Source organism: Kitasatospora sp. NPDC094019 (genome assembly GCF_044764505.1).
GTDB lineage: Bacteria > Actinomycetota > Actinomycetes > Streptomycetales > Streptomycetaceae > Kitasatospora.
The window spans coordinates 1-7,896 of the sequence record NZ_JBIWIF010000043.1 but is presented as its reverse complement, the minus strand read 5'-3'; the positions used below and the strand labels follow the sequence as shown (position 1 = coordinate 7,896).

Sequence of the window (7,896 nt, the reverse complement as noted above, 5' to 3'; positions counted from 1 at the left end):
AGAACAGGAACGCCAGACCACCCGAACCCGCCACACCCCGCACCACACCCGCACCCTCGGGATCACGCAGCAACCCCGCATCCCCCAGCACCACCGCCCGCTCCTCCAACGCGGCACGCGTGGTGACCAAGGACCGGGCCACCTCCAGTGGATCGGTAGCGAGGGCCAACTCCGCTATCAGCGCGCCCTGTTCGCGCAGCGCCTCGGGCGAACGCGCCGACACCACGAACGGCAGCAACGCACCCTCCACCGTCGGCACCACACCCCCGACCGGCGCCGAGTCCTCCACCGGAGCCTGCTCGACGATCACGTGCGCGTTGGTGCCGCTCGCGCCGAAGGCCGAGACGCCGACCCGGCGCGGACCGTCCACGGTCGGCCAGTCCCGGGGCTCGGTCAGCAGTTCCACCGCGCCCGCCGACCAGTTGACGAACGGGGTCGGCTCCGCGATGTGCAGGGTCCGGGGCAGCACGCCGTGCCGGATCGCCAGCACCGACTTGATCACACCCGCCACACCGGCAGCCGCCTGGGTGTGACCGATGTTCGACTTCAACGAGCCCAGCAGCAGAGGCTGTTCGGCGGGCCGATCGCGGCCGTAGGTGGCCAGGACGGCCTGGGCCTCGATCGGATCGCCGAGCCGGGTGCCGGTGCCGTGCGCCTCGACGGCCTGGACGTCGGCGGCGGACAAACGGGCGTCGGCCAGGGCGGCGCGGATCACCCGCTGCTGGGCCGGGCCGTTGGGGGCGGTGAGGCCGTTGGAGGCGCCGTCCTGGTTCACCGCGCTGCCGCGCAGCACCGCCAGCACCTCATGACCGTTGCGACGCGCGTCCGACAGTCGCTCCACCAGCAGCAGACCCACACCCTCCGCCCAGCCCGTCCCGTCGGCACCCGCCGCGAACGCCTTGCACCGCCCGTCGGTGGACAGTCCGCGCTGCCGGGAGAACTCGACGAAGCCCTGTGCCGTCGACATCACGCTGACCCCGCCGGCCAGGGCGAGGTCCGACTCGCCGGAGCGCAGCGACTGCGCGGCCAGGTGCAGCGCCACCAGTGAGGAGGAGCAGGCCGTGTTGACCGTGACGGCCGGCCCCTCGAAGCCGAAGGTGTAGGAGATCCGGCCGGAGGCCACGCTATCCAGTCCACCGATGCCGAGGTATCCCTCCAACTCACCCGGGGCGTCGTGCAGTCGGGGTGTGTAGTCGGTCCCCGCCAGGCCCGCGAACACCGCCGTCCGGCTGCCGCGCAAGGCCGTCGGGTCGATACCGGCCCGCTCGAACGCCTCCCACGCGGTTTCGAGCAGCAGCCGGTGCTGCGGGTCGGTGGCGAGGGCCTCGCGGGGCGAGATGCCGAAGAACTCGGCGTCGAACTCGGCGGTGGTGTCGAGGAACCCGCCGTGCCGGGTGTAGGAGGTGCCGGGCTGGTCGGGGTCCGGGTCGTAGAGGGCGTCGAGGTCCCAGCCCCGGTCGGCCGGGAACTCGGTGATGGCGTCGCCGCCGTCGGACACCAGCCGCCAGAGGTCCTCCGGCGAGGCGACCCCGCCGGGCAGGCGGCAGGCCATGCCGACGATCGCGATCGGTTCGCGCTTGGCCCGCTCCACCTCCTCCAGGCGGCGGTTGGCCTGGCGCGCGTCGGCCAGGGCGCGCTTCAGGTAGTCGCGGAGCTTCTGGTCGTTGGACATCGGTGCCTCTCGCGGGTGCGGTCGTACGGGTGGTGGCGGGCGGGGCCCGACAGCGGGACGGTCGGCCGTCGGGGCCTTAGGGGTGCTGCGGAACGGAAGAGGGATCAGGGCCGGTCGGCGGTGGACGAGGAGGCGTCGCGGTCCATCAGGGCGAAGAGTTCCTCGTCGGTGGCGTTCTCCAGGTCGAGGTCGTCGAGCCCGTCCCCGCCCCCGCCGTCCTCGGCGCCCGCCCCGTCGAACGCGCCGGTGTCCCAGCGGTCCACCAGCGCCTTCAGCCGCGCGAGCACCGAGGCACGCTCCCCCTCGGGCCCGGCCGGTCCGGCGAGCGAGCGCTCCAGGGCGGCCAGGGCCGCGCCAGGATCCAGCTCCGAACCGTCCGAAGCACCTGCCGTGTCCGGGAGTTCGGCGAGCAGCCGGGCGGCGACGGCGGCCGGGGTCGGGTGGTCGAAGACCAGCGTCGCGGGCAGCTCCAGCCCGGTCCCGGCGCCGATGCGGTTGCGCAGTTCGACGGCCGTGAGCGAGGTCAGGCCCAGTTCGCGGAAGGCCCGGTCGGCGGCGACGGCGGCGATGCCGGAGTGGCCGAGCACGGCGGCGGCCTCCCGGCGGACCAGGTCGAGCAGCACCGCCTCCCGTGCCTCGGCGCCCTCCGCGCCCTCCAGCCTGGCCAACCAGGGCGCGGGCCCGGCGACCGCCGCGTCGGCACCCCCGGAGGCGGCCACGGATCCGGCCACCGTGGTGTTGGTGACGGTCGCGTCCAGCCAGTAGCGCTGCCGCCGGAACGGGTAGGTGGGCAGCGCCAGCGGCCGCGGGGCGGTCCCGGCGAACACCACCGGCCAGTCGAACGCGACGCCCCGCACCCAGAGTTCGGCGGCCGAGAGCAGGAACCGCTCCGGCCCGCCGTGGTCGCGGCGGAGCGTGCCCGCCACCACCGAGCGCTTTCCGGCGCCGACGGCCGCGAGGGTCTCCTCGATCGGTACGGTCAGCACCCCGTGCGGCGACACCTCGACGAACACGGCGTGGCCGTCCTCGGCCAGGCGCCGGGTGGCCTCCTCGAAGCGGACCGTCTCGCGCAGGTTCGTCACCCAGTACTCCGCGTCCAGCCCCGCCGTGTCGAACCAGTCGCCGGTGACGGTGGACAGCAGCGGCACTGTCCCGGTGCGCGGCCGGACCGGCGCCAGCAGTTCCACCAGTTCCTCCCGCAGACCGTCCACCTGGGCGGAGTGCGAGGCGTAGTCGACCGGGATCGTGCGGGCCCGGACGCCCTCGGCCCGGTAGGCGTCGACGAGTTCGGCCAGCGCGGCCGGCTCGCCGGAGACCACGGTCGCCGACGGGCCGTTCACCACGGCGATCGAGAGCCGGTCGCCGCGGTCGGCGATCCGCTCGGCCACCACGGCGGCGGGCAGGGCCACCGAGGCCATGCCGCCCGCGCCGGCCAGGGCGAGAATGGCCCGGCTGCGCAGGGCCACCACCCGGGCGCCGTCGGCGAGCGAGAGCCCGCCCGCGACCACGGCGGCCGCGATCTCGCCCTGGCTGTGGCCGACCACGGCGTCCGGCCGCACCCCGTGCGCCCGCCACAGCTCCGCGAGCGAGACCATCACCGCCCACAGCACCGGCTGGACGACATCCACCCGGTCCAGGCCGGGGGCACCGGGGGCACCCCGCAGGACGTCGGGCAGCGACCAGTCGGTGTGCGGGGCCAGGGCGGCCGCGCACTCCTCGATCCTGGCGGCGAACACCGGCGCGGTGTCGAGGAGTTCGACGGCCATCCCGGCCCACTGCGAACCCTGGCCGGGGAAGACGAACACCGTGCGGCCGCTGACGTCGGCGGTGCCGGTGACCAGGGCGGCGGCCGGGTCCCCGGCGGCGAGCGCCCGCAGGGCCTCCGGGTCGCCGACGGCGACGGCCCGTTCCTCCAGGGCGGCGCGGGCGGTGGCCAGGGCGTGCGCGACGTCGAGGTCCCGGCCGTCGGGCGCCGGGAGCAGCTCCGCCACCTGGGCGGCCTGGGCGAGCAGCGCCGCCGGGGTGCGGGCGGAGACCAGGTAGGGCAGCGGGCCGGGCACGACGGCGGTGGCGACCCGGGCGACGGGAGCCGGTTCCGGGGCCTGCTCGATGATCACGTGGGCGTTGGTGCCGGACACGCCGAAGGAGGAGACGGCCGCGCGGCGCGGCCGCCCGAGCTCCGGCCAGTCCCGCTGCTCGGTCAGCAACTCGACGGCGCCCGCCGACCAGTCCACGTACGGCGAGGGTTCGTCCACGTGCAGGGTGCGCGGCAGCACCCCGTGCCGGATCGCCTGGACCATCTTGATCACGCCCGCCGCGCCGGCCGCCGCCTGGGTGTGGCCGATGTTGGACTTCAACGAGCCCAGCCAGAGCGGCTGTTCGGCCGGGCGCTGCTGTCCGTAGGTGGCGATCACGGCCTGGGCCTCGATCGGGTCGCCGAGGGTGGTGCCGGTGCCGTGGCCCTCGACCGCGTCGACGTCGGCGGTGCCGAGCCCGGCCCGCTCCAGCGCCTGGCGGATCACCCGCTGCTGGGCGGGGCCGCTGGGCGCGGTCAGGCCGTTGGAGGCGCCGTCCTGGTTGACCGCGCTGCCGCGAACCACCGCCAGCACCGGGTGGCCGTTGCGGCGCGCGTCGGAGAGCCGCTCGACCAGCAGCAGTCCGACGCCCTCGCCCCAGCCGGTGCCGTCCGCCGCGTTCGCGTACGCCTTGCAGCGGCCGTCGGCGGAGAGGGCCCGCTGCCGGGAGAACTCGACGAAGGTGGTCGGGGTGGACATCACGGCCACGCCGCCGGCGAGAGCGAGGTCGCACTCGCCGGCGCGCAGCGACTGCGCGGCCAGGTGCAGCGCCACCAGCGAGGAGGAGCAGGCCGTGTCCACGGTGACGGCCGGGCCCTCGAAGCCGAAGGAGTAGGAGATCCGACCGGAGGCCACGCTGCCGGCGGTGCCGTTGCCGAGCCAGCCCTCCAGTTCGGCCGGCACCTCGCGGACGCGCGGCGCGTAGTCGTGGTACATCACGCCGGCGAAGACGCCGGTCCGGCTGCCGCGCAGGGCCGTCGGGTCGATGCCCGCGCTCTCCAGGGCCTCCCAGGTGGTCTCCAGCAGCAGCCGCTGCTGCGGGTCGGTGGCGAGCGCCTCGCGGGGCGAGATGCCGAAGAACTCGGCGTCGAACTCGGCCGGCCGGTCGAGGAACCCGCCGTGCCGGGTGTAGGAGGTGCCGGGCTGGTCGGGGTCCGGGTCGTAGAGGGCGTCGAGGTCCCAGCCCCGGTCGTCGGGGAAGTCGGTGACGGCGTCCCGGCCCTCGCTCACCAGCCGCCACAGGTCGTCCGGGGTGGCCACGCCGCCGGGCAGGCGGCAGGCCATGCCGACGATGACGACCGGGTCGTCCTCGGCGGCGGGCCGGGCCGCCGCGAAGGTGCTCCCGGGGGCGACGGTCTTCGGGGCGGTCCTCGGGGCGGCGGTGTCGCCGACGAGTTCGGCCCGCAGGTGCTCGGCGAGGGCGGTCGGGTCGGGGTGGTCGAAGACCAGGGTGGCCGGCAGGCGCAGGCCGGTGGCGGCCGCGACCCGGTTGCGCAGCTCGACGGCGGACAGCGAGTCCACGCCGATGCTGGTGAACGACCGCCGGGCGCCGACCGCGTCGGCCTCGGTGCCGAGCACGGCGGACACCTCGGCGCGGACCAGCCGGAGCAGTTCCGCCTGCCGCTCGGCGTCGTCGGGCAGGGCGGCGAGCCGCTGCGCGAGGGCGCCGCGGCCGTCCGTCGCGGCGGTGGTGCCGGGGGTGCCGGGCAGTGCGGCGGTGGCGGTGCGCCGCGCGGGCCGGACCAGGCCGCGCAGCAGCGGCGGCACCTCCTGGCGGGTCCGGACGGCGGCGAGGTCGAGCGGGGACGGCACCAGCACCGCCCGGTCGCCGATCCGCCGGGTGGCGTCGAACAGGCGCGTGCCCTCGGCGGAGCCGATCGGCCGGATGCCGAAGCGGGCCAGTCGGGCGTGGTCGGTGGCGCTGAGGTGTTCGGTGATGCCGCTGGCCTCGGCCCACTGCCCCCAGGCCAGGGACTGCGCAGGGAGGCCGATGCTGCGCCGGTGGGCGGCGAGCGCGTCCAGGTAGGTGTTCGCGGCGGCGTAGCTCGCCTGCCCCGGGCTGCCGAGGGTGCCGGCGACGGAGGAGTAGAGGACGAACGCGGCCAGGTCGTGGGACCGGGTGAGCTCGTGCAGGTGGCGGGCGCCGTCGGCCTTGGGGGCCCAGACGGCGGCCAGGCGCTCGGGGGTGAGGGCGGTCAGTACGCCGTCGTCGACCACGCCGGCGGTGTGGACGACGGCGGTCAGCGGGTGCGCGGCGGGGACGGCCGCGATCGCGGCGGCGAGGGCCTCGCGGTCGGCGGTGTCGGCGGCCTCGATCGTCACCTCCGCGCCGAGGGCGGTGAGTTCGTCCCGGAGTTCGGCCGCTCCGGGAGCGTCGGTGCCCCGGCGGGACAGCAGCAGCAGGTGACGCACCCCGCGCTCGGCCACCAGGTGGCGGGCGAGCAGGGCGCCCAGAGTGCCGGTGCCGCCGGTGATCAGCACCGTGCCCTCCGGGTCCCAGTCCGGCGCCGGAGCCTCGGGAACCGTCACCCGGGTCAGGCGCGGCACCCGCGCCCGGCCTTCGCGCAGGGCGAGTTGCGGCTCGCCGCCGGTCACGGCCGCCGCGAGTACGGCTTCCGAGGCGTCGGTGCCGTCGGTGTCGACCAGCACGATCCGGCCCGGGTGCTCCGACTGCGCGGAGCGCACCAGACCCCACACCGGCGCGGCGGTCAGGTCCGGCGTCTCCGAGTCGTCGACGGCCACGGCCTGACGCGTCAGCACGACGAGCGGGGCGCCCGCGCCCTCGTCCCGGGCCAGCCACTCCTGGAGGGCGACCAGGGTCTCGGTCACGTCCCCGTCCACCCGCAGCAGCTCGTTCGCCAGCGCGTCGGCCGCGTCGACGGCCGCCTCGGGCCAGTCGACGGCGAACAGGGTGTCCCGGCCGACGGCGGGCTCGGCGCCCGGGCCCTCGGTGGGGACGGGCCGGGTGACCAGCGATTCGACGGTGATCACCGGGCGGCCGGCCGGATCGGTGGCCTCCAGTCGGAAGGAGTCGGATCCGGTCGCGGTGACCAGCACCCGCAGCTCGGTCGCGGCGGTGGCGTGCAGGGTGACGCCCCGATAGGCGAACGGCAGTCGACGGGTGCGGGCGGCGGCCGGGTCGCCGTCGGCGGGGTCACGGTCGGCCCCGTCGAGGGCGGGCAGCTGGGCGGCCGCGTCCAGCAGCGCGGGGTGCAGGCCGAACCGGGCGGCGTCCCCGGTCAGCGACTCCGGCAGCACGGCGTGCGCGTGCAGCGTCGCGCCGTCCCGCCAGACCTCGCGCAGGCCCCGGAAGGCCGGACCGTAGTCGAGTCCGACGGCGGCCAGCAGCTCGTACGCCTCCTCGGGGGCGAGGTGTTCGGCGCCGTCGGCGGGCGCCCAGGCGGTGGGCGCGGCCGTGGCGGGCCGGTCGGCGGACAGCAGGCCGCTCGCGTGCCGGGTCCAGACGCCGTCCCCGGCCGCCGCTGCGGGCCGGGAGTGGATCGCGACCGGACGCACGCCGGTCCCGTCCGGCGCGCCGACCGCCACGTGCAGTTGCAGGGTGTCGCGCTCGGGCAGTACGAGCGGGGCCTCGATCACCAACTCGTCCAGGGTGCTCGCGCCGACCTCGTCGCCCGCCCGGATCGCCAGCTCGACCAGGGCCGCGCCGGGCGCCAGGACGGTGCCCAGCGCCACATGGTCGGCGAGCCAGGGGTGGGTGGCGAGGGAGAGGCTGCCGGTGAGCAGCACGCCCTCCGAGTCGGCCGGGGTGACGACCGCACCGAGCACGGGGTGGTCGACGGCCGCCAGGCCGAGTCCGCGCGCGTCGGCGGCGGTCCGGGCGGCGGGCTCCAGCCAGTAGCGGCGGCGCTGGAACGGATAGGTGGGCAGGGCGAGCCTCGGACGGCGCCCGCCGCCGAACAGGGCGGTCCAGTCGACCCGGTGGCCCTGGACGTGGATCCGGGCGAGCGCCGTCAGCGCCGTCCGCTGCTCGGGGTGCTTCCGGCGCAGGACCGGGACGGCGGTCACGGCGTCGTCCAGGGTGGCGCCGACGAGGCCGGTGAGGGTGCCGTCGGGGCCGAGTTCGACGAAGGTCGTCGCGCCCTCGGCCGCCAGCGTGGTGACCACGTCCGCGAAACGCACGGCCCCACG

1 protein-coding gene and 1 pseudogene are annotated in these 7,896 nt (G+C 76.4%); both read right to left on the bottom strand.

The genetic code is table 11. The annotated features are described in order from the left end of the window. Positions 1-1,672 (bottom strand): type I polyketide synthase (locus tag ACIQ9P_RS39255; protein WP_402367318.1); only part of this gene is annotated, 1,672 nt, incomplete at its 3' end. A 104-nt stretch (positions 1,673-1,776) separates the two neighbouring features. Beyond that, positions 1,777-7,887: pseudogene (locus tag ACIQ9P_RS39250) on the bottom strand (SDR family NAD(P)-dependent oxidoreductase); the annotation flags it as partial. Between the last annotated feature and the right edge of the window lie 9 nt (positions 7,888-7,896).